22 protein-coding genes, 1 other RNA gene and 1 riboswitch are annotated in these 19268 nt (G+C 55.8%); of the genes, 9 read left to right on the top strand and 14 right to left on the bottom strand.

The annotated features are described in order from the left end of the window. Window positions 1-156: 156 nt before the first annotated feature. Window positions 157-1617 carry a PLP-dependent aminotransferase family protein gene (locus tag E1297_RS22140; RefSeq protein WP_155142351.1) on the bottom strand — a complete coding sequence of 487 codons (1461 nt, stop codon included), beginning with the start codon at window positions 1615-1617 and terminating at the stop codon, window positions 157-159. 136 nt (window positions 1618-1753) lie between these two features. On the opposite strand from E1297_RS22140, the gene E1297_RS22145 reads away from it, so the two are divergent. After that, window positions 1754-2062, top strand: a complete 309-nt coding sequence (locus E1297_RS22145; RefSeq protein WP_155142353.1) for a helix-turn-helix transcriptional regulator — start codon at window positions 1754-1756, stop codon at window positions 2060-2062. 22 nt (window positions 2063-2084) lie between these two features. Beyond that, window positions 2085-3086: a permease gene (locus E1297_RS22150; RefSeq protein WP_244327850.1), complete on the top strand. Its 1002-nt coding sequence runs from the start codon at window positions 2085-2087 to the stop codon at window positions 3084-3086. A 57-nt stretch (window positions 3087-3143) separates the two neighbouring features. Here the strand turns inward: E1297_RS22150 and E1297_RS22155 are convergent, their stop codons facing one another. Together E1297_RS22155 and E1297_RS22160 are read right to left on the bottom strand one after the other, a co-directional pair. Next, the gene (locus E1297_RS22155) at window positions 3144-3533 is read right to left on the bottom strand and encodes a hypothetical protein (protein ID WP_155142357.1); all 390 of its coding nucleotides are present in this window, start codon (window positions 3531-3533) and stop codon (window positions 3144-3146) included. 56 nt (window positions 3534-3589) lie between these two features. Beyond that, the gene (locus tag E1297_RS22160) at window positions 3590-4357 is read right to left on the bottom strand and encodes a DUF1013 domain-containing protein (RefSeq protein WP_244327854.1); all 768 of its coding nucleotides are present in this window, start codon (window positions 4355-4357) and stop codon (window positions 3590-3592) included. 127 nt (window positions 4358-4484) lie between these two features. Here E1297_RS22160 and E1297_RS22165 point away from each other — a divergent pair, with 127 nt between their 5' ends. Further along, the gene (locus E1297_RS22165; protein WP_155142362.1) at window positions 4485-5126 is read left to right on the top strand and encodes a ribonuclease T2; all 642 of its coding nucleotides are present in this window, start codon (window positions 4485-4487) and stop codon (window positions 5124-5126) included. Here the strand turns inward: E1297_RS22165 and E1297_RS22170 are convergent. The 5 genes from E1297_RS22170 to E1297_RS22190 form a co-directional block, all read right to left on the bottom strand. Next, on the bottom strand, window positions 5123-5614 hold the full coding sequence (locus E1297_RS22170) for a hypothetical protein (protein ID WP_155142364.1): 492 nt from the start codon (window positions 5612-5614) through the stop codon (window positions 5123-5125). The two genes, E1297_RS22165 and E1297_RS22170, sit on opposite strands and share 4 nt — an antisense overlap. Then, window positions 5611-6270, bottom strand: a complete 660-nt coding sequence (locus E1297_RS22175) for a hypothetical protein (RefSeq protein WP_155142366.1) — start codon at window positions 6268-6270, stop codon at window positions 5611-5613. The genes E1297_RS22170 and E1297_RS22175 overlap by 4 nt, the downstream gene beginning before the upstream one ends. A 223-nt stretch (window positions 6271-6493) precedes the next feature. Next, a complete protein-coding gene (recR, locus tag E1297_RS22180; protein ID WP_368669643.1) occupies window positions 6494-7087 on the bottom strand; it encodes a recombination mediator RecR in 594 nt (197 codons plus the stop codon). Window positions 7088-7151: 64 nt separating this feature from the next. After that, complete coding sequence (locus tag E1297_RS22185; RefSeq protein ID WP_155142368.1) at window positions 7152-7505, bottom strand: YbaB/EbfC family nucleoid-associated protein; 354 nt, start codon at window positions 7503-7505, stop codon at window positions 7152-7154. A gap of 141 nt (window positions 7506-7646) precedes the next feature. Then, window positions 7647-9410, bottom strand: coding sequence for a DNA polymerase III subunit gamma/tau (locus E1297_RS22190; RefSeq protein WP_155142371.1), 1764 nt, complete (start codon window positions 9408-9410; stop codon window positions 7647-7649). Window positions 9411-9583: 173 nt separating this feature from the next. On the opposite strand from E1297_RS22190, the gene E1297_RS22195 reads away from it, so the two are divergent. Then, window positions 9584-10087, top strand: coding sequence for a protein-tyrosine phosphatase family protein (locus E1297_RS22195; RefSeq protein ID WP_209015931.1), 504 nt, complete (start codon window positions 9584-9586; stop codon window positions 10085-10087). A gap of 1 nt (window position 10088) precedes the next feature. Here the strand turns inward: E1297_RS22195 and E1297_RS22200 are convergent, their stop codons facing one another. Continuing rightward, a complete protein-coding gene (locus E1297_RS22200) occupies window positions 10089-10496 on the bottom strand; it encodes a hypothetical protein (RefSeq protein WP_155142373.1) in 408 nt (135 codons plus the stop codon). 87 nt (window positions 10497-10583) lie between these two features. Next, window positions 10584-10802, bottom strand: a riboswitch (cobalamin riboswitch). 48 nt (window positions 10803-10850) lie between these two features. Beyond that, window positions 10851-11411, bottom strand: coding sequence for a TetR/AcrR family transcriptional regulator (locus E1297_RS22205; RefSeq protein ID WP_155142375.1), 561 nt, complete (start codon window positions 11409-11411; stop codon window positions 10851-10853). Window positions 11412-11495: 84 nt separating this feature from the next. Here E1297_RS22205 and E1297_RS22210 point away from each other — a divergent pair, with 84 nt between their 5' ends. After that, complete coding sequence (locus E1297_RS22210; protein ID WP_155142377.1) at window positions 11496-12353, top strand: alpha/beta fold hydrolase; 858 nt, start codon at window positions 11496-11498, stop codon at window positions 12351-12353. 31 nt (window positions 12354-12384) lie between these two features. On the opposite strand, the gene rsgA is transcribed toward E1297_RS22210, so the two are convergent. The 3 genes from rsgA to E1297_RS22225 form a co-directional block, all read right to left on the bottom strand. Then, entirely contained in the window at window positions 12385-13413 is a 1029-nt protein-coding gene (gene rsgA, locus E1297_RS22215) for a ribosome small subunit-dependent GTPase A (RefSeq protein WP_155142379.1), read from the bottom strand. 174 nt (window positions 13414-13587) lie between these two features. Beyond that, window positions 13588-13686, bottom strand: an RNA gene (gene ffs / locus E1297_RS22220) — signal recognition particle sRNA small type. 39 nt (window positions 13687-13725) lie between these two features. Further along, on the bottom strand, window positions 13726-15684 hold the full coding sequence (locus E1297_RS22225; protein ID WP_209015933.1) for a bifunctional 2',3'-cyclic-nucleotide 2'-phosphodiesterase/3'-nucleotidase: 1959 nt from the start codon (window positions 15682-15684) through the stop codon (window positions 13726-13728). A 104-nt stretch (window positions 15685-15788) separates the two neighbouring features. Here E1297_RS22225 and nudC point away from each other — a divergent pair, with 104 nt between their 5' ends. The 4 genes from nudC to E1297_RS22245 are packed head-to-tail and all read left to right on the top strand — an operon-like array spanning window position 15789 to window position 18375. Further along, the gene (nudC, locus tag E1297_RS22230; protein ID WP_155142381.1) at window positions 15789-16772 is read left to right on the top strand and encodes an NAD(+) diphosphatase; all 984 of its coding nucleotides are present in this window, start codon (window positions 15789-15791) and stop codon (window positions 16770-16772) included. Between the two features lie 39 nt (window positions 16773-16811). Beyond that, complete coding sequence (locus tag E1297_RS22235) at window positions 16812-17279, top strand: SRPBCC family protein (protein WP_155142383.1); 468 nt, start codon at window positions 16812-16814, stop codon at window positions 17277-17279. A gap of 36 nt (window positions 17280-17315) precedes the next feature. Next, a complete protein-coding gene (locus tag E1297_RS22240; protein ID WP_155142454.1) occupies window positions 17316-17786 on the top strand; it encodes a GNAT family N-acetyltransferase in 471 nt (156 codons plus the stop codon). Between the two features lie 46 nt (window positions 17787-17832). Then, on the top strand, window positions 17833-18375 hold the full coding sequence (locus E1297_RS22245) for a chloramphenicol phosphotransferase CPT family protein (protein ID WP_155142385.1): 543 nt from the start codon (window positions 17833-17835) through the stop codon (window positions 18373-18375). Between the two features lie 11 nt (window positions 18376-18386). Here the strand turns inward: E1297_RS22245 and E1297_RS22250 are convergent, their stop codons facing one another. Then, window positions 18387-19220 carry a prephenate dehydratase gene (locus tag E1297_RS22250; protein ID WP_155142387.1) on the bottom strand — a complete coding sequence of 278 codons (834 nt, stop codon included), beginning with the start codon at window positions 19218-19220 and terminating at the stop codon, window positions 18387-18389. Window positions 19221-19268 lie beyond the last annotated feature (48 nt).

Consider the following 19268-nt stretch of genomic DNA (forward strand, 5'->3'; position numbering starts at 1 on the left):
AACAAAGGCCTCTTCTGTCGTCATCTTCATCGGGATGCTCTCCAAGCTAAAGTGGAAGCTCTCAGGCGTACTGCCTTGGCTTGGAGTCGGTTTTGACCGATGGGTGCGCGCGGGGTTAGGGCCAGTCGGAGCGGCGGGATATATCCAGAGTTGGACTTATGCTGAGCGAATGGCCGATGCGATCTGTTTGATTCCGGGGTAGATACGATCGGGCGCTATCGAGGAATATCCCAGCCGATAGAAGTTCGCTGGCTTGTTCGGGCCTGAGAAAAAAGGCTCACCTGGTTCGATATGAACGCTCTGTTTCTGCAGGGTTTTGGCAAGTCGCGTTGTGTCTATGTGCTCAGGCGCTTTCATCCAGATCGAAGAACCACCAAAGACACCCCGACCTGCAACCGTCAGCTTGTGCTCTGCTATGGCTTCTTCGATTGTTTTACGCCTTTCCAGCAGCGCTTTGGACATACGGCGAATCTGTGCATCGTAGTGACCGAGGGACAAGAAATAGGCAGCTGTCCGTTGAATGTGGCCCGGAGGATGGCGCAGAACCAGCGACCGTAGCGCTCTGGCTTCACGAATGAATGGCTCGGAACCAACCATGTAGCCCAACCGCAATCCGGGAAACAGTGACTTTGAGAAGCTGCCCACGTAGATCACCCGACCATCCCGGTCGAGTGATTTCAATGCCGGCGAGGGGGCGCCCAAAAAGGCCATCTCAAATTCATAGTCGTCTTCGACAATCATTGCGTCCAGATCGCGCGCACGTTTCAGCAAGTCGTGTCTGCGGTCTACAGGCATGGTCGATGTGGTAGGGCACTGATGGCTGGGCGTGGTGAAAATGACGTCAGTTCCATCCGGGATATCATCCGGCGGCAACCCGTCCTTGTCCACACGCAACGCGGTCGTTTCGCAATTCGACCGGTGCAACAACTCGCGCAAAGCATAGTAACAGGGATCCTCAATTGCCGCTTTGCGACCGCGATCCAGCAGAATCCGGGACGCAAGCCAGAGCGCGTTTTGTGCGCCCAACGTGATCAGGATTTCTTCGGGCCGGGCGGCAATTCCACGTCTTGGCAACGTGTGCCGGGCGATGAACTCAACCAACAATGGATCATCCTGATCCACGTAGTCCCCGGTCAGTGAATCGAAATCTTTGTGACCCAGTGCCCGCACGGCGCAAAGGCGCCAGTTGGCATGATCGAACAGGCTCCGGTCTGCTTGGCCGTAGATGAACGGATAACGATAGTCGCGCCAATCCAACGGCTTGGACAAGACATCGCCGTCAGAAAACTGACGGGCCAGTGTTCTGGTCCAGTCGACTGTTTCTTCACCGCGTTGCAACGGCGTGTACTTGGGAGGTACCGGCGCATTTTGGGAAACATAGTACCCGGACCGTCCCTTGGCGGTCAGATAGTCGTTAGCCAGCAGCTCGGTATAAGCCAAGGTGACGGTGATCCTGCTGACACCCAGATGTGCCGCCAGTTTTCGTGACGAGGGCAGCTTTTCACCTACATGAAAGCGACCTGACAAGATGCCTTCGGCTATCATCTGTTGGATTTGCGCCTGCAAGGTGCCTTGACCATCAGGCTTTAGAAAGAATGTATCGACCGAGATCCCCATGCCTCGTTATAGGGTGGACTTATGTTGGGGGCAATCTGGACTTAACCCGAAAGTCTGAGAAATCTTTGAGCGGTTCGTTGACATTGGAATTTAAAATAACTATTAAACCAGAAATCTAGTTTAATGGAGAAAGGCAATGTGGGAAACAGCCGCCGCGGGATTTTCGGCCATGGGTTCAGAAGCCAGGCTGCAGGTCCTCAAGACACTGGTACGTGCCGGGCAAACGGGCCTGACCGTCGGCGAGATCCAAAGCCGAACGGGTATCGCACCATCAACATTGGCACATCATCTGCGGTTCTTGGCGGCAGGTGGTGTTGTCGAACAAGAAAAAGTCGGACGCAGCACGATCAACCGTGCCTGCTTTGACGAACTGAGAAATCTGGCACAGTTCATCCTGAGCGAATGCTGCGCCGACGAAGTGGGAAAGGCCGCAAACGATGGCTGACTTAACGCAAAACCCAAAAGCGATGTCTAAGAGTGTCCTGGATCTGCTCAAGACACCTTGGGCATTGATCGTCGCAATCCTTGCTGCAGTAGCAGTTCTTGATCCCGGCAACTGGACCGGGGTTGTGATCTTTGCGGGCAAGGCACTGGCACATACGGGTCAGTATATTCTGTTTGCCGTACTGCTACTCTCTTACCTCAAGGCCACCGGCGCCGAGGTTATGGTCGCGCGGGCTTTTGAGGGACGGGAAACGCGGATGATTTTCCTGGCTGCTCTTTTTGGCGGGCTCGCACCGTTCTGTTCCTGTGAAGTCATTCCGTTCATCGCCGGCTTACTTGCGCTAGGGGCGCCGTTGTCTGCTGTTATGGCCTTTTGGCTCAGTTCACCTTTGATTGACCCGCCAACCTTGCTCATCACCGCTGGTGCACTGGGGTGGCCGTTTGCAATTGGCAAAGCAATCGCGGCGGTAGCATTGGGATTGTTTGGCGGATTTGTCGTGCGCTTTCTGATGCGTCAGGGTGCCTTTGCCCAGCCGCTGCGCGTGTACAAACCTGCCGGTTGTTGCGGCTGTGGTCCGAAAAAGGATGACAAACCACACTGGAAGTTTTGGCAAGAACCCGAACGTCGCGCACGTTTCCGGAGTGAGTTTGTGCACAACGGACTGTTCCTGCTCAAATGGCTTGCACTGGCCTATGTTCTTGAAGCTCTGCTTGTCAGCTACGTTCCGGCGGATCTGATCGCGAGAGTTGTCGGAGGTGAAGGCCTTGTTCCAATCGTGATCGCTGCGCTGGTTGGGATGCCTGCTTACCTCAACTCCTATGTCGCGCCGCCCTTGCTGGCTGGTCTGATGGAACAGGGCATGAGTGCAGGTGCTGCTATGTCCTTCATGGTGGCAGGCGCTGTCAGCTCCATCCCGGCAATGGCCGCGGTCTGGTCCCTGGTCAAACCTCGGGTGTTTGCGACCTATCTAGGGCTGGGTATCTCTGGCGCGATCGTGGCCGGAATTCTGTTCCAGATGATCTGAGAGTAAAAGAACGCCCGGCGGATGCGCCGGGCGTTCTTCATTTGTAGCGGTTTTGACTTAGCTCGCTTCGCAATAACGCGGCAGTTTGAACCGATAGCGGGGTTCGCCGCTTTCAACGTAGACCCGTTTTTCGATACAGGCGCTGGTTCCAACCGTTTGCGCAATGGGTGCTTCGGTGGCGGTTATCGAAGTTGCTGTGCCGTCCGGCAGCCTGACCGATGCAATGACACCATTCTTGAGATCACCGTTGATCGGAGTGGCTGTGAGAACATCGACGGTCATGAATGCATCATGTTCATGCTTGCCGTCATCATTCAGCACCAGCAAACTAACCGCGATTACGATCAATCCCAGACCGCCAGCTATGGCAAGCCCCTTGGTCTTGACGAATGCATAGATCGAAACGGCGCGATGCGGGCCAAAGATCGCAGACAGAATGTTCAGCATGGCAATCCTGTGAAAAAAATGGCTCCGACCTGGAAAGATCAGAGCCACATAACGCGTTAGTTGCGCAGATCGTCTTCTTCGTCTTCTTCGCCGCCGCCTTTGGGCAGGTTGAAGAAGCTGTCGGCATCGATGATCGGTTCATCGTCTTTTTGCTCTTCGTCACTGTCCTCAGACAACGAGAATGTCTCCAGACCTTCGATTGCAGTCGGGATTTTCGGCGCTGCATCCATCTCGAGCGATTGCTCGGTGGATACCAGACGACGACGCTCATCATCGCTCATCACGCCACCTTCGGCAGCTTTCTTGGCAGCAGCCTTTTGAACAACCGCGTCCAGTTCGGACTGCTTACACAGACCCAGAGCGACCGGATCGATGGGCTGCATATTGGCGATGTTCCAATGTGTGCGCTCACGGATCGACTGGATGGTCGGCTTGGTTGTGCCTACCAACTTGGCGATCTGACCGTCGCTCAGTTCCGGGTGGAACTTGACCAGCCACAGGATCGAGTTCGGACGGTCCTGACGCTTGGACAACGGGGTATAACGCGGGCCACGACGCTTTTCTTCACCGGCGGCCGACGGGTTGAACTTGAGTTTCAGCTTGTGCAGCGGGTTGCCCTGCGCAGAGTCGATCTCTTCCTGCGTCAGCTGGTTGTTGGCGATCGGGTCAAACCCTTTAACGCCAGCGGCGACGTCGCCATCGGCAATGCCCTGCACTTCAAGCTCGTGCATGCCCACGAAATCCGCGATCTGCTTGAAGCTGATCGTGGTGTTGTCCACCAGCCATACGGCTGTTGCCTTGGCCATAAGCGGTTTTGCCATCAGCCCGTCTCCTATAAATACATCTGTCCCGTCGCCGGAATTCGGCGGCCCCGTGGTTTTGGGGCAGGTTTCCGTTGTCGGGGAACTTGGGCTGTATATAGTCGCGCCAAGGCAAGAAGGGAAGAGGCGAATGCGTCAGGTGTTTTGCGGGCTCATTTTGGGGGCGTTCAGCGCAATGTCTGCGCTGGCAGATGGCGAAAAGGCTGGTGAGTTCGACTACTATGTCCTGTCGCTGAGCTGGTCACCCAACTGGTGCGCCCGTGAAGGGGACGCGCGAGGATCTGATCAATGCGACGACCGGCATGATCACGGTTGGATCCTGCACGGTCTCTGGCCGCAATACCACCAAGGCTGGCCTGCGTTCTGTCGCACGCCCGAGGCGCCGCCAACCCGGCGCATGACGCGGGAAATGGAAGACATTCAGGGCAGTTCCGGTCTTGCCTGGCATCAGTGGAAGAAACACGGCACCTGCTCGGGTCTCAGCGCGCCCGACTATTTTGCCCTGTCTCGTCAGGCCTATCTGGGCGTTGAACGCCCGCCCGTGTTCCGTCAGCTGGACACGTCGGTCAAACTTCCGGCATCGGTCGTCGAGGACGCGTTTCTGAAATCCAACCCGGGTTTGGAGCGCGATATGATCACGATCACCTGTAAGCAAGGCTATATCGAAGAGGTCCGTCTATGCCTCTCGCGCGACCTTGAGCCGGTACCCTGCGGCCGCGATGTCATCCGCGACTGCACGGCCAAGGACGCGTTGTTCGATCCGATTCGTTAAAGCTTCTTGTTTTGGCAGTCGCGTGCGTAGTCCAGCGCCTTGGCTGTCCCTTTGAGGTCGATTGCCATCACACGTTCACCCGCCGGGTTGAAAACGGTCATCGTCTTGTTCTGCGCAATCGCATTGACGAAACTCCGGTCGGTGAAGAATACCGTCGCGCCCGGCACACGATCCTGTTTGAATCCGATGGCGGTGGCGTCAAAGCTCTTACCGTCCAACTCGAACCGGATCGGGTAGCTCTGCCCCGGCTCAATATCGCCCCAGGCCTTGTTGTAGACGGTGAAATATCCGCGATTGTCCAGTGCGTCATAGCCCAAGCGCACCACCGAGAGATCCTGATAGATCGTCTGGATCAGGCACCCGTTCCCAAGCGCGGGATCCATCATGATGTTCCAGCCTTCGACAAATCCCTTGTCGATGAGTTCTTGTGAAAGTGCAGAAGTTGCGGTGAAGGCGGCGAAGGTGAGGGCGAAAAGGCGGTTTTTCATAAAAATCTCTCTGTTTTTTCGCAGGTTAGATGCGGGCCCACAGTTTCATCAAGAAAGCCTGCTAACCTGTCGTTCTTTGATCTAAGTAATTTAGAAAGCGCCGAAAGCGCCGACACATCCCATGACTGTAAAGGAGAATACTCCAATATCTCTTCCGGTTCGAGTTTGTCCGCCCAACCGATTATTAGACCGGCGGCTGCGTCGCCACCGTGAAGACTTGCATAGCCTACGGATAGAATTGCATCGAGGTAGTCGTTGTTTCCATCAACCGCATCCACACATATGTTCGCGATATCGCCGCAATTTGCAGAATACCAATCTTCCAGCGCGGCCAGTGTGCCCATGTCCTCATTGGTCATGTGGCAATGCTCAGGTATCCAACTTTTTTGGTGGTCACTCAAGCTAAGGGACAGACCCCGGAATTTTCCCTCGGTCCCGGTCGCGCCATCGTCTTCCAATGAAGATCTCGCGCATTTCATTGTGAACGAAAGAAAGTCCAGGATGTCGGTGTTTTTATGGGATTCTCTACCTGAGAACCTCCACAACCATGGGAAAGCGGCAAATGTGACGGGATATAAGTCTTCCTGATGGTGCAACTTTTCCCAGAACAAGTCTTTGGCGATATCCTCGTCCCAGGATTTGTCCAGTTTGGCCAATACACCAGCCACCTCTTGAATGCCGTAAGGGCCATACAGCCGAGACCAGATTGGGTCGGAAAACGGAATAAGCAAAAGGTGCCTCGAGCGATTACTGTTTCGAGGAATGCTAAGGGCTTAACTATTGTATTTCCAGTGTTTTACGTTTCCGAAAATAGTTTATTTCTACTGATTGTTAGAGCTGAAGAAAGGTTGTGAACAGGGGTGAAGAGTTAAAAGGTGCCTACAGCTCCTTCCGCGCCCTCAGCGCTGCCGTAATCGTCCCGTCATCCAGATAATCCAGCTCTCCGCCAATCGGTACACCCTGTGCCAGTGAAGTCAGGCGCACCTGACCCTCCAATTGGTCCGCGATGTAGTGGGCGGTGGTCTGGCCATCTACGGTGGCGTTCAGCGCCAGAATGACTTCGGAAATCCCCTCGGCCAGAACCCGGTCCTTGAGGCGGGGAATGCGCAGCTCGTCCGGGCCTACGCCGTCCAATGCCGACAGCGTGCCTCCCAGCACATGATAGCGGCCTTTAAACACTCCGGCTCGCTCCATCGCCCAAAGGTCGGCGACGTCCTCGACCACACAGAGTTCTCCGGTCGCGCGGTCTTCGCTGTCGCAGATATCACAGATATCTGTGGTGCCCACATTGCCGCAATTCAGGCATTCACGCGCAGTGACGGCCACTTGTTGCATCGCGTCCGAGAGGGGGGTGAGCAGAAGGGCGCGTTTGCGGATCAGATGCAGGACTGCACGCCGGGCCGAGCGTGGCCCGAGGCCCGGCAGTTTCGCCATCAGGTCGATCAGATTGTCGATGTCGCTGTTCGAGCTCACGGCTTGCGCTCCTGCAAAAGGGCCGGGCAGGGGTGCCCGGCCTTTGGGTCGTCAGGAGTGTCTATCAGAACGGCAGCTTGATGTCTGCGGGCAAACCCATGCTTTCGGTCAGCTTGCTCATTTCTTCCTGAGAACGCTCGGTCGCTTTGGATTGAGCGTCTTTGATCGCGGCCAGGATCAGATCCTCGACTACTTCCTTGTCGTCGCCGTTAAAGATGGACGGGTCGATGTCCAGACCTTTCAGCTCACCCTTGGCAGAAGCGGTCGCCTTCACCAGGCCGGCGCCGGATTCACCAACAACCATGATGTTGTTCAGCTCTTCCTGCATTTCGGTCATCTTGGTCTGCAGATCCTGCGCGGATTTCATCATCTTGGCCATGTCGCCCAGACCGCCAAGGCCGCCGAGTCCTTTGAGCATCGGTAATCTCCTGTAAATCGGTTTGACGCCTAAATACGGATGCCGACTGAGCGACACAAGAGGCCAGCGCGCCTCTCGCCCATTGTTAAGGCCTTTTGCAGGACAATGGGCTCTGTTGCTTGCGAATAGCAGGGCCGGGTCTCAATCTTCCTCGAACGGATCCCATTCGTCTTCGACCTCGGGCAGTGCCTCGGTTTCGACCTGAGCTGCGCGTTGTTCGGGGGTTTCGATCTTGGTGATCTTCGCCTTGGGAAATTGTGCAAGAACCGCCTGCACCAGAGGGTGCGCCTCTGCCTCTGATTTCAGAGCCAGTTCTGCAGCATCCCTCAATTCGGCGATTGTTGGCGCCTCGCCGTCGGATACAATGGAAACAGCCCAGCGATTGCCGGTCCAGCGTTGCAGAGACGATCCTAGCCTGGCGGCAAGATCGGCAGGTGCTTGTGGCGCCGGAGTGAATTCTATTCGGCCCGGTTGGTAGGATACCAGCCGAACCCCATTTTCCACCTCGACCAGCAATTTGACATCCCGGTTCGACCGGATCAGTTCGACCACATGCTCGAAGCTCGGATAGCGTGCCAGCGCGGCCTGAACATCCTGCGCCAACGCGGCTGAAGGCGCGCCGCCGTTGCCACGCGGCGGCGATGCATAGGCTGGTGTCGCGGGGGTGTGTGTTTGCGCAACCGGGGCACCGTTGCTCGGCACTGGTACGCCACCACCCGGCCCACCAACTGGCGGTGGAGGAGCATCCTGCAGCCGTTTGATCAATTCTTCCGGGCTTGGCAGGTCGGCAACATGGGTCAGACGGATGACGGCCATCTCCGCTGCCATCATCGCATTGGGCGCGGCAGCAACTTCCTCGAGCGCTTTCAACAACATTTGCCACATGCGCGTCAGCACCCGCATCGGAAGGGCTTCGGCCATTTGCTGGCCACGTGCGCGTTCGTCTGGCGAAACGGTTGGGTCTTCTGCCGCGTCCGGGGTGATTTTAACCACGGAAACCCAGTGGGTGATCTCGGCCAGATCCCTCAGAACCGCCAGCGGATCCGCGCCTTCGGCGTATTGGGCGCCAAGCTCAGTCAGTGCACTTGCCGCGTCGCCGCGCAGGATCATATCAATCAGATCAAGAACCCGTCCACGATCCGCAAGGCCCAGCATTGCACGAACCTGATCCGCACTGGTTTCGCCAGCGCCGTGCGAAATCGCCTGATCCAGTAGTGACGTCGCATCGCGCGCGGAACCTTCTGCAGCGCGGGTGATCAAGGCCAGCGCATCTTCGGCGATCTGAGCGTTTTCTGACCCGGCAATTTTTTTCAGCAGGCCAATCATGTCTTCTGGCTCGATACGCCTCAGATCGAAGCGCTGACACCGGGAAAGAACGGTGACCGGGACCTTGCGAATTTCGGTCGTCGCAAAGATGAACTTTACGTGCTCGGGTGGTTCCTCGAGCGTCTTGAGCAGCGCGTTGAATGCGCTGGTCGAAAGCATGTGAACTTCGTCGATGATGTAAATCTTGTAGCGGGCACTGGCGGCGCGGTAGCGCACGCTGTCGATGATTTCCCGGATATCATTGACGCCGGTCCGACTTGCGGCGTCCATTTCCATCACGTCGACATGGCGGCCTTCCATGATCGCAACGCAATGTTCGCATTTCCCGCAAGGTTCAGTCGTTGGTCCGCCATTGCCATCGGGACCAATACAGTTCATGCCCTTTGCAATGATCCGCGCGGTGGTCGTTTTGCCCGTTCCGCGAATGCCGGTCATGATAAAGGCCTGCGCGATCCGGTCGGCCTCGAACGCGTTTTTCAGCGTGCGCACCATGGCATCCTGGCCGACGAGATCAGCAAAGGTTTCCGGGCGGTATTTTCGGGCTAGAACCTGATAGGCGGGGCTGGGTGTGTCGGTCATGTCTGCTCTGGCGGATTCGTATCAAGGATGCAGCGTAGTTGTCCCCGCGGCTTACGTCCACAGCGCACAGGCACGAATTTCGTTTGGGAATACCAGCCGATGCGCATAAGCTGGCCGGACCGATTTCGAAAAACTGAGTTCTGTTGCATGTCATTTCTTGGGAGGAGTAATTTGTGTCTCAGCTGGTGATCTATGCCCTGCAGGTTGGAAATGGCACGCTCGCGCTGACGTCGATACCCGGCAACGACGGCGACTATTCCGGCGATCTGGATCTGATAGCGAACTGGAAGCCAGGTCTTGTCATTTCGATGACAACTGAGGCCGAGATGGTGCAACTGGGTGCAGGTGATTTCGGCAGCGATATTCAAAGTCGGGCCAGTCGATGGGCGCATTTGCCAGTGACCGACTTCGGTGCACCGTCACCAGAAATCAATGAGCTGTGGACCGAGACCAGCGCGGCAGCTCGACATGCACTCTCGGGCGGAGGACGGGTACTGGTTCATTGCCGCGGTGGCTGCGGACGATCGGGGATGATTGTGCTTCGACTGATGATCGAATGCGGTGAAAGACCCGAAAACGCACTCCAGAGGTTACGCAAGGTGCGGCCATGTGCAGTTGAAACTGATGATCAGCTAAACTGGGCGACATCGGCAGCTCAGCCGCAGCTCGAGCACTGAATCATGCAGCCGCGTGCTGGCTGATATCGACATTTTGCCTTGGGACGAGCGCATTGGCCTCAAGTAGCGCATATGGTGGACTGGATAGAATGCTGGAAGGCAAAGCGGTATTTGCTGAGCCAAACATCATGTCTGCATATTCATCCAGCGCGTTGGTCTCGACGGACGTATCTGAACCGCAAAAAAACCTGATCTGATCAGGTCCCGCGCGAAAGCGGGCGGTGCAACCATCCGGGCAGTGGGTCAGCTCGCTGCTGCCTTCGATTTCGAATTCTCGCGTTGCTACTGGTCCAGCTGTTGTCATGGCCTGCGCCATAGCACGGGCCATCCTGGCCAGCGCGGGGCAGGTTTTGCCTGTCCGTTGGCAAACTGTAGCCGTAAATTCGTGTGTCTCGGTCTTCCAGATCATGTTGCGCCCTCCGCGCGTGAGACGGGGGCTTGGTACAGGCTGGACTACGCAATGCGGTCAGACCCTGCCCGGACACCCCGCCCGAGTTTCGGTTTCAGTTCCGATGGCAGGTCTCCTGACTTGCGGGTCATCGCTTCGCCGACCTTCCCAGCCAATTGGCCAGTGGCATTTCGGCATTGCTCTCCGCCTACAGTTGCGGGGGCAGTCGCGGCATAGGTCCATTCCAACGTTTCGGGCAGGACCGCACCGTGTTCCCTTTTCATCCCGTACCAGTCCGATACGAGAACCATCGCCTAACCGCTAATGCTTGTGGTCGGCTTGAGTCAAGCTGCATTCCGCCGCGTTCAGTACGCTTCAGAGAACGTTGGCGGGCAGAAACCTCGGCAGGTTGCGCAATACATCCGAATTTCGACGCGCGCGGGCCAGTTGCCATCCGCCCTGAAGCATAATGAACAGTGTATCGGCGGTTTCCTGAGGATGATCGACGCCAAAGCGTTCGGCATGCCCGCGGACCTGCGCAATCCAGCTTTCGTACAGGCGGTATGCGTGATCCCTGAAAAGTTGGTTCTCCGGCCCCTCGAACAGGGTGGCGGATATAGGGCAGGTCTCCCAGCGACCGGATTTGTCAAAGAGCTTTGCGATCTTGTGGCACAGGGTTTCAATACCATCGCGAAAGTCGCGTGCGTCTTTGAAAGAGACCGCAATCAGTTCCAGCATTCCGTCTGACGCCCAGCTTGCCGCAGCAAGGGCCAGATCGGACTTTCCCTTTGGAAAATGATGGTAAAGCGAGCCTTTGGGGGCCTGCGCCTCTGCCAGCAATTCGGACAACCCAACGCCGTTGTACCCCGAGCGCTGGAACAGCTCGGCGGCGGTCTGGATCAGGCGATCTCGGGTTGGTAGCGGACGTTTGGTCATCTTTCATCGATATTGACAGCACTAGACCAAATGGTCCAGATGGAATCATTAGACTGATTGGTCTAGATTTGGTTGGAGGATGCAATGTTGGACAGCCAGCAGAATGCGCTCATCGAGGATTTTCAGTTTCCGGCTGGTTCGGCGATGCTGTCTGCCCGTCTGTTCCTGCCTGCAACCGAGCCTGAAACAGTTGTGGTTCTGAACAGCGCCACTGGCGTACCACGCGATTACTACAGGCATTTTGCACAGTGGCTGGCTGTCGAACAGGGTATTGCCTGCCTGACATACGACTACCGCGATTTTGGCCATTCCCTTTCAGGGCGCTTGCAGGACAGCGACGTGAATATGGCCGATTGGGCTCTTGTCGATATGCCAGCTGCCCGTGCTGAGATGCGCAGAAGATTTCCGGATGCCAAGCTCTGGGTTATTGGTCATTCGGTTGGCGGGATGTTGGGTCCGGTCCAGCCGGAAATCGAACAGATTGACCGGATGATTTGTGTCTGCTCGGGACTGGTGACCGTATCCGATCATCCCTGGCCATATCGTGCATTGGCTATGTTGTTCTGGTATGGTCACGCTCCCCTGATCGTTCGCCTGAAGGGATATCTGCCGGGTAAGTTGGTTGGTTTTGGTGCTGACCTGCCGCCAAAAGTGTATTGGCAGTGGCGAAAATGGTGTACCGCGCCTCAAAGCTATTTGCCTGAGACCGGAGTTACCCTGCCCGAAGCGGATTGGTCGCGTTCAGGTGCGCCCGTCGACTTTCTTACATTTGAGGATGATGAGATGGTGCCGCCGGAGGCAGTTTGGCGACTTGCAGATGCCTACGGGCCTGCAGCCAGACGTCACCTGTTGAAGCCCGGCGATTTTGGCCTCAAGGGTGTGGGGCACATCGGGGCGTTTGCCCGTCGCAACTCTGCGGTTTGGCCCCGGTTGATAGCCTGAGGTAGGGCACCGCATGGCGGCGCCCTTTCCTTCAGAACCGTTTGCGTGATTTCTTATCCTGCATCACGGATCGCACCATTTTCCCAAAGGCTTTGTCACGTGCGCGCGACTGAGCAATTGTTTCAGAGTTACGCCGATCCTCGCGTCGCAGCTTCCTCCATCGCTCTAGACGCGCCGGGTCGAGCTCGCCGGCGCTGATGGCTTCTTGGATCGCGCAACCCGGTTCGGTTTCGTGGTTGCAATCCGCAAAGCGACAGGTTTCGGCAAGTTCGACGATATCCGAGAATACTTCATCGACCCCTTCTTGAGCATCCAGCAGACGCAGGGCGCGCATACCGGGGGTGTCGATCAGCCAACCGCCGTTACGCATCTGGTGCAGCTCGCGCGAGGTCGTCGTGTGTCGTCCACGGGCATCATCTTCACGTATCTCCGCGGTGGCTTCGTTTGCGCCAGTCATAGCGTTAGTCAGTGTGGTTTTACCTACACCTGATGAGCCGATCAGAGCCGCAGTTTGCCCTTTTGGACACCAATTCAGGACCTGTCGCACGTCATCGTCATCATGGGCATTCACTGGCACAACCGTCAGAAAGAGTGCCAGTGATTCTGCGCGTGAAACATAGTCTTTCGGATCATCGCACGTGTCTGCCTTGGTCAGTACGATCACTGGATAACAACCAGCCTGATGTGCAAGTGCCAAGTATCGTTCCAGTCGAGGCAGGTTAAAGTCTGCGTTACAGGAACTGACGATGAACAGAACGTCGACGTTGGCCGCAATCAACTGGATTCCAGCACCGGTGCCTGCGGCCCGGCGTTTTAGCAGGCTGCGCCTGTCTGGCAGTCGTTGGATACGCATGTGTTTATCGACCAAAACCCAATCACCGACAGCAAAATCACCAGTAGATTGGTTGTTACTTAGCAATGTTGCTTCGCCGTCAGGATGCATTCCGATCAGACGGTCACGGTGAACTGCGCTCACGCGATAGGGAGTGTATGTTGGATCAGCCGCATATTGCGCGGCAAAGTGAGAGGACCATCCGAGGTCCGATAGTGTAAGGGACATTGATCTGCCTGTGTTCAGAAACAGCAAGCCGCACAGATGGCGCACGCGCATCCGTGGGTGATGTGTTCAGGCAGTCGGAAGTGTCCGCTAGATCAGCGCCGCACTGCCTGAGGGATTTGTACTACAATCATCAAAGCCCTCCTTTGGCTGCGGATTGATCGCCGAATTGGCGGTAAGTGAGAGGCTGGACATCGACCCAAGCGGGACTCGTTGTGGCTGCTTCCTTCCGGACCTGACCAGGTTGGCGAGGCGCTCGCCCGCGCCAACCTCTCGAAGCCCGATATAGGGATTTGGCAGTGCAATGACAACCCATCACAGGCTTAGTCTGATCCTGAGAAATCCATCAGGGTCCTGATCGAGAATTTGCGGTTCGTATTCTGCCAGTTCTTGTAGATAATCCGCGGCGCCCGGCCCGGTTCTGAAGATTGCCAGCGATCCCGGCTGGCCGGTGAACGAAAAGGGGCGTGGAGCCTTCTCCAGAGGATCAGCAGGCAGTTTTCCGGATAGATAGTCACGCAAGATATCCTGTATTCGCAATGGAGGAAGCTTGATGGTTTCCACACGCTCAGGAAACGGAAAATGCCCGCCTCCGCTGACTCTATAGTTGTTGAGCGCTACGATAAATTCCTGCTCCTGCTCCACCGGACTGCCGAGATGTCGCAAGTTGCAGATTCGAGAATTCGCGGGATTGATCAATTGACCACTCGCGCCGAAGCGGGCGGGTTGCGACAAATCGATCTCGTATGACACGCCGTGCAATACGTCGAAGTTGTGCCCTGCCCGGCGCGGATCATTCAGCTCAGCCTCATGACTTTTATCGAGCTGATTGAAGATCCCGGCAGACATCTCGATCCAGTCAAGCAGTTGGGCCCCACTGACACATATGGCTCGAAGCTCATTCGGAAATACGTGCAGGTCTGCCACATGCCTCATCGAAATTTCACCTGCCGGCACATGTGTATAGTGATTAGGGCCAGCGCGTCCTCCGAATTTTGAAGGTGCTGTCGCGGACAAAACAGGAAGGGTGGCAAACTTGGTTCCGGACAAGAATGGCCGCAGAGCAGCGGCCTGTGCCGCGGCAACCAAGGCCAGCCCCCGATCATGCGCACAATAGCTGAAAAAGCTGTGTAGAGGCTTGGACGTCTGCCCTACTGACTCGGCCATACGTGCTCTGGTATGCGCGTGTCCGTGCGAAACCACCTTCTTTAATTCAGTGTCTTCCGGAACAGGTAAGTTCTCATTGGCAGGACATATTGGCTGCAACTGGCTTGAGCTGTCTACGATGCGCCAGCGACCGGAAGGCTCACGTTCGACGGCAACATCGATGATGCCCAGGTGCGAGCCGGCGAAACCCGGCATGACAACAGGTTTGCCATGGATTCGACCGATGTGATTTTCGACATGCTCCAGTTCGTCATGGTTTTTCCCGGGTAAGGTCAGATGCGTATGGCCAGCGATGATCGCATCTATTTCATCAATCGCGGCCATCGGGATCACAGCATTTTCCAACCCCGTGGCAGCATCGGACTGTCCCAATCCGGAATGGGCCAGCGCGATGACCAGATCACACCCCATTTGACGTAGCCGGGATGCAGTTCTGCGCGCAGATGACATGATGTCGGCCACTGTCACCTGATCCATCAGGCGATGCGCCTCCCATTGCGCAGTTTGCGGTGGCAATACGGACAATACTCCGATCTGAATTGGAAACTCCCGGTTGGCGACTGTGAGAGAGCGCCGCAAGACCGCGTATTCTTGCCAGCTCTGGTCGCCCGTGCTGTATTTCATATTGCTGCAAACCACAGGGCAGGGTGCCTGAGAGAGAATGCTGTCTAGCGCGAGCAAGCCAAAGCTGAAATCATGATTGCCGAGTCCGATGGCATCATAACCCAACAGACCAAAGGCCTTCATCAAAGGGTGTTCCGAACCCTTCTCCTCTGCCGCCCATTCGCCAAACGGAGTCCCTTGCAGAGAATCGCCATTGTCGAACAGCAATGTCAGAGCGCCACTCTCTCTGACTTGTTGCTGTGCCATACGGATAAGTGTCGCTGTTCGAGTAAATCCGACCGCAGGGTCTGGGCGATCAGCATAATAGTCGAAGCTGGCCAGGTTCATATGAAGATCCGATGTCGCCAGAATCTGAATGCGCCCACAGATCGTTTGATTCTGGCTTCGGCGAGGAACTTTACTCTTGATCAATTTGTCTTCTTTTGGTGGTGATTGAGTGAACGTTTGCACTAAAAAGTAGAATACATGTAAATACTTGAGCAACCATACGGTTATTCGAGAGTATGTCTGATTTTTTGGGACTACGAATATCCATTGCTCTGGAGCCGAAGCCGTGGCACCCCTTGGCGAAAAGCTGAGGGGCCAGAATGAAACGCGCTGAACAGGTGACTTTTGGAGGTTCGGGTCTTGACCGGGCGGCACTTATCCGAAGCGATGCGCAGAGACTTGCTGATGCTCAGAACGACCCGTCGGCGTGCTGTTTGCTGCTTTGGCGGGGAAAGATCTTGGTTTGTGGCGAAGCGTTGAACAGTTTGGCTTTCGTCCCGATGACGCATGACCTGGTTCAGAAGGGTCCGGGTGGTGCGATCGAAACGCCGGTTTTCCTTGGGCTGTCTGAAGCGGACTTGCCCATGTTCGCCATGGATATCTCGGAATGGGCTGCCGAGGGGCTGGATTTATCCGGTGTCGGCGAGTTTGTTGATCGAACCGAACAACAGCATCCGGATTTGTCGGATGGGTATGTATTTGCCGAACTGCGTCGCATCATGACACGCCTTTCGCCGCGGGATGCCGAACTGGCTGCGACGGCCAAGGCTGTGATCGGATGGCATGAGACTCACCGGTTCTGTGCCAGATGTGGCGCACAAAGCGAAGTCTCGCAAGCTGGATGGCAGCGGAGTTGCCCCTCGTGTGAAGGCCAGCATTTTCCACGTACCGACCCTGTTGTTATTATGTTGATAACACATGGGGATTCCGTCCTTATGGGGCGCTCTCCGGGATGGCCCGAGGGGATGTACTCGCTGCTTGCCGGGTTCGTGGAGCCAGGCGAGACATTGGAAGCTGCGGTAAGACGTGAGGTCATGGAAGAAGCCGGCGTTCCGGTAGGTGCGGTCAGCTATCTGGCCAGCCAACCCTGGCCATTTCCGGCATCTTTGATGTTCGGATGCGCCGGTGAGGCCTTGTCACGCGATATTAAGATTGATCCTGTTGAAATCGAAGACGCCATGTGGGTAAGCAAGTCCGAAATGATGCAGGCCTTTGCCGGTGAGCATCCGTTGCTTTTGCCAGCGCGCAAGGGTGCCATTGCGCATTTTCTGTTGCAAAACTGGCTTGCGGATACACTGGACTGAGGAAACACTGGTTCACAGGCAAGAGAAGCAAAGACCAACATGCAATTTTCAGCTCGTGAAGACATCGAAGCGCCTATTGATCGGGTGTTTGAAATGGTCTCCGATTTCGAACGTTTTGAGCGCATGGCTATGCGACGCGGGATCGAGGTGCGCCGGGTGGACGAGCATTCGCCGGTCTCTATTGGCACGCTTTGGGAAACGGAAATCAAGGTGCGTGGTAAACCCCGTCAGGTTTCGGTTTTGATGAGCGAGTTCGCGCGTCCCGAAGTGATGAAGTTTGAAACAACCAGTAAGGGTCTGAACGGTCTGACGACGATCGAGTTTCTTGCCTTGTCGCAACGCAGAACGCGTATGAGTATGGAGATTGCGCTAACTGCAAAGTCTTTGCCTGCACGTTTGTTGCTTCAGTCCCTGAAACTCGGAAAATCACGCTTTCGTCGGCAATTTCAACTTCGGTTAGGTGAGTTCGCCAGAGAGCTGGAGGAACGACACCTGCACGGTGCGTGAGGTCTGCGATACGTTCTTATTCAGAGCGAGGATATGATGAGCCCTTTGACATTCCGAAATGCAAATGAAGCAGACGCGGAAGGTATTGCTTCTGTTTTGCAAGAGCTTGTGGCGGCAGGGAAACGGCAATCAGCAAGCGATTCAGAGTTTGCTCGGGCGCACTACATTACCCACTCAAATAATTTGCAGTGCACCGTTGCCGAAGATGAAGATGGCAACATCCTCGGATTTCAGGCGCTGATTCTGGCGATTGAAGATAATCCTTATGGCGCGCCTGTCGGTTGGGGTGTGATCGGAACCCACATCAGACCAACTGCAGCGCGGCGTGGCATTGGAAGGCAACTGTTCGAGCGCACTCATGCAGCTGCGCGGGCCAACAACCTTGAGGCCATTGACGCTACAATTGGCGCAAATAACCCTGAGGGCCTGAACTACTACGAAGCTATGGGGTTCAGGGACTATCGCGTGTCAGACGGGGCGATCTCAAAGGCATTTCGTCTCAGATAGTTCTGGAAGCGGTGCCAACCGGATGTGAACGAGAGGAAGACTTGTTATGTCGCAGATCATCTTTCTCCATGGGGCATCCAGCAGCGGTAAAAGCACAATCGCCCGCGCACTGCAGCAAAGAATAGAAAAACCCTTCTGGCACATCTCGATCGACCATCTACGGGATGCCGGAGTGTTGCCGCGGGATCGATTTCAAAGTGGAGAGTTTGACTGGAGCGAGGAGAGGCCGCGCTTTTTCGCGGGGTTTCATCAATCGCTGGCATCTTATGCAGCTGCTGGGAACAACCTGATTCTGGAACACATACTGGACACCGACGGCTGGATAGAAACCCTGGTAGAGCTGTTCGAACCACATGATGTGTTTTTCGTCGCGGTGCATTGTTCAGTACCGGTTCTGAACGAGCGAGAATTGAAGCGGGGTGACCGTCCGTTGGGTAGCGCTGAAATGGATCAGAAATCAATCCATCAGAAACGGATCTATGATCTGGAAATCCAATCCGAAGACGGAGTGGTTGCCAATGTGCAATCCATACTGGAGGTCTGGCGCAGCGGACTGCGCCGGTCCGAGTTCAGTTTGCATTTGGAGTAGAGGCGAATCTACTACCCACGCGGTTGTGCGGCAGGGTAGACGCCCAAAATCTCGACATTGGTCGTGAAGTGTTCCAGCTCATCCATTGCCAGCTTAACGTTCCGGTCTTCAGGATGCCCGACTATATCGGCGTAGAACTGAGTGGCGGTGAAGGACCCATCGACCATGTAGCTTTCCAGCTTGGTCATGTTGATCCCGTTGGTGGCAAACCCGCCCATCGCTTTGTACAGGGCAGCCGGAATGTTTCGGACCTGGAAAACGAAGCTCGTGATCATGCCATGCTCGCCACGGCGCGATTCGTCAGCCTGCCGCGACATGACAAGAAAGCGAGTGGTATTATCGCCCTGATCCTCAATATGGCGGGCCAGTACATTCAGCCCATAGATTTCTCCGGCCAGTTCACTTGCCAGAGCAGCTGAATGCTTGTCGCCTGCTTCTGCCACTTCTCGGGCGGCTCGGGCATTGTCAGGGCTTACCCGACCTCGAATGCCGTGTTTTGCCAGAAAACCCGCGCATTGCGGCAGCAACACCAGATGAGAATGCGCTTCGGTAATGTCTTCAAGCTTTGCACCCGGTACGCCAAGCAGGTTGATATGAACCCGAACAAAAGCCTCATCGATAATATGCAGCCCGCTATGTGGCAGCAGCCTGTGGATATCGGCAACCCGGCCGTAGGTCGTGTTTTCGACGGGCAACATCGCAAGCTCGGCTTCACCGGAGCGTACTGATTCGATCACGTCCTCGAATGTGCGGCACGGAAGGGCTTCCATATCGGGGCGCGCATTGCTGCATGCCTCGTGACTATAGGCGCCGGGCTCACCCTGAAATGCGATGCGTTTGGTCATTTGGTCGATTCCATGCAACAAGTTCTTGATTTGGGCGTTTAGTCGCGG

Source organism: Roseibium sp. RKSG952, from assembly GCF_009711355.1.